We start from the raw sequence: 1,762 nt of genomic DNA on the forward strand, positions 1-1,762 counted from the left end.
CCATTCCGAAATTATCTCAAATCTCGATGTCGAAATTGACCGTAGCCAACTTTGGAACTTGGCGGAAAAATCTGAAAACCGCAAAGATGCCCGAACCGCTAGAGAATGGGTCATTGCCCTACCTGATGAATTAGACGCAGATCAACGTAAGGACTTGGCAAAAGACTTTGCCAGGTCCTTAGTTGATCGCTATGGCGTGATTGCAGATTTAGCTATCCATGAACCCAGCAAAGGCGGAAATGATAAAAATCATCATGCCCATATCATGCTGACCACCCGAAAGGCTGAATTAGACCCTGAAAATAATCTGATTTTGACAACAAAGGCAGAGATTGAACTCAGCAACGCCAAAAGAAAGACCCTCAACATGGGTACAACCCAAGAGGACATTAAACAAATTCGGGCAATGTGGGCAGACTTAGCAAATCACGCTTTGGAACAAGCAGGACAACAGCAAAAAATTGACCACCGCAGCTATGCCGATCAGAACAACGGACTGCAAGCCACGATTCATGAAGGGACTTCGGTCACTCAATTACGCAGAAAAGGCATCGGCACCGAAATCAGCCGTTATAACGACAAGGTAAAACAGCACAACGCCCAATACCTGAATCAAAAAGAACAGCACAAAGAAACCACGCTACAGCGTGGCTTTAACCGTGTTGAGCAAGGCTTTGACCAATGGCAAAAAGACCAAGAAGCCAAACGCCTAGAGCTAGAACGCCAAGCGGAAAAACAGCGAGAAATGAAACGAGCCGAGCAAAAGGCATCACCTAATTTGAATACAGGCGGATGGTCACGATGAGCAACCAAAACGATGATTTAGACGACCAGTTATATATTTTATTGGCATCCATGAAGGAATACAGGGAAGCCATAGCAGACGATAACAAGCGATTAGAGGCGTTTTACAACAAAGTGGCTAGCGGGATATTAGAGCAGAGCAAAAAAAACCTAAATAACGCAAATCAGGAAGCTACACGCGCCCTTCAAGGACGTATTCAGGAACTAGACAAGGCTACTGATAAACTAAACTATAGATTTATTGCCTTGTTATGTGCAATTTTCCTCAGTCTGGTACTGGTTTTTCTTTCTTTCATATTTTTATTCATTCCAAGTTTTGATGAGATCAAAGAACGTCGTGCAGAAGCAGCTTGGCTAGAACAAAGATATAACCTAGATATTAAAAACTGTAATGGTAAATCCTGTGTCCGGATCATGAAAAATGACTGTCACGGACCAAACAAAGATTATTGCGTGATTGACCCTAAATAATGCTTTTTAAAGCGGAGCTGCAATCCAATAACCGTGGTTAGCGCAAACATCAGGAATAGGGTCAGTAATAGATCGAGGTTTCGTTGGGTACTGGCCTCCACCAAGTCTAATTTCATCACCTACAAAAACTTTATGATTATTAAATTTGTTGGTAATACTGATCCTACCGTCACTTGTATATTCTAACTCGCTGCTACTAGCCCAGATAATAAAAGGGCTGGTATCACTGTTTAGACGAATACAACCATGTGGATCTAAATGTAATTTGCCACCTGCAAGTGAAACCATATAAGTCTTCACTTCGGGACTTTGCTTGATAAAAAATACTGGTTTTACAGGTTCTATAATATTAGAAACTAAAGCAGGCTTTGCCATGCAGCCAGTAAGCACAGAAATAATGAAAAAACTTTGGGCTAAATTATATATTTTCATAGTCAACCAAGTTATGAGATGGGACAGTACTTTGCTTGGTTTCTTTCGTTATTCA

3 protein-coding genes are annotated in these 1,762 nt (G+C 41.4%); 2 read left to right on the forward strand and 1 reads right to left on the reverse strand.

The window, feature by feature from the left end; genetic code table 11:
- The coding region (locus FTV32_RS16840; protein ID WP_180029141.1) for a MobA/MobL family protein at nucleotides 1–805 on the forward strand (805 nt) is incomplete at its 5' end.
- Nucleotides 802–1,275 (forward strand): hypothetical protein, encoded by a 474-nt coding sequence (locus tag FTV32_RS16845; protein ID WP_180015776.1) that lies wholly within the window; start codon nucleotides 802–804, stop codon nucleotides 1,273–1,275. The genes FTV32_RS16840 and FTV32_RS16845, both read left to right, overlap by 4 nt.
- Nucleotides 1,276–1,281: 6 nt before the next feature.
- Here FTV32_RS16845 and FTV32_RS16850 read toward each other — a convergent pair whose 3' ends face one another.
- Nucleotides 1,282–1,650 (reverse strand): hypothetical protein, encoded by a 369-nt coding sequence (locus FTV32_RS16850; protein ID WP_257227653.1) that lies wholly within the window; start codon nucleotides 1,648–1,650, stop codon nucleotides 1,282–1,284.
- Nucleotides 1,651–1,762 lie beyond the last annotated feature (112 nt).

The sequence above is a fragment of the Acinetobacter sp. YH16032 genome (genome assembly GCF_013417345.1).
Lineage (GTDB): Bacteria > Pseudomonadota > Gammaproteobacteria > Pseudomonadales > Moraxellaceae > Acinetobacter.

Excerpts from the sequence above, each read along its gene's own strand:
- FTV32_RS16845 (WP_180015776.1), top strand. The coding sequence starts at position 802 with ATGAGCAACCAAAACGATGATTTAGACGACCAGTTATATATTTTATTG.
- FTV32_RS16850 (WP_257227653.1), bottom strand. The coding sequence starts at position 1,650 with ATGGCAAAGCCTGCTTTAGTTTCTAATATTATAGAACCTGTAAAACCA.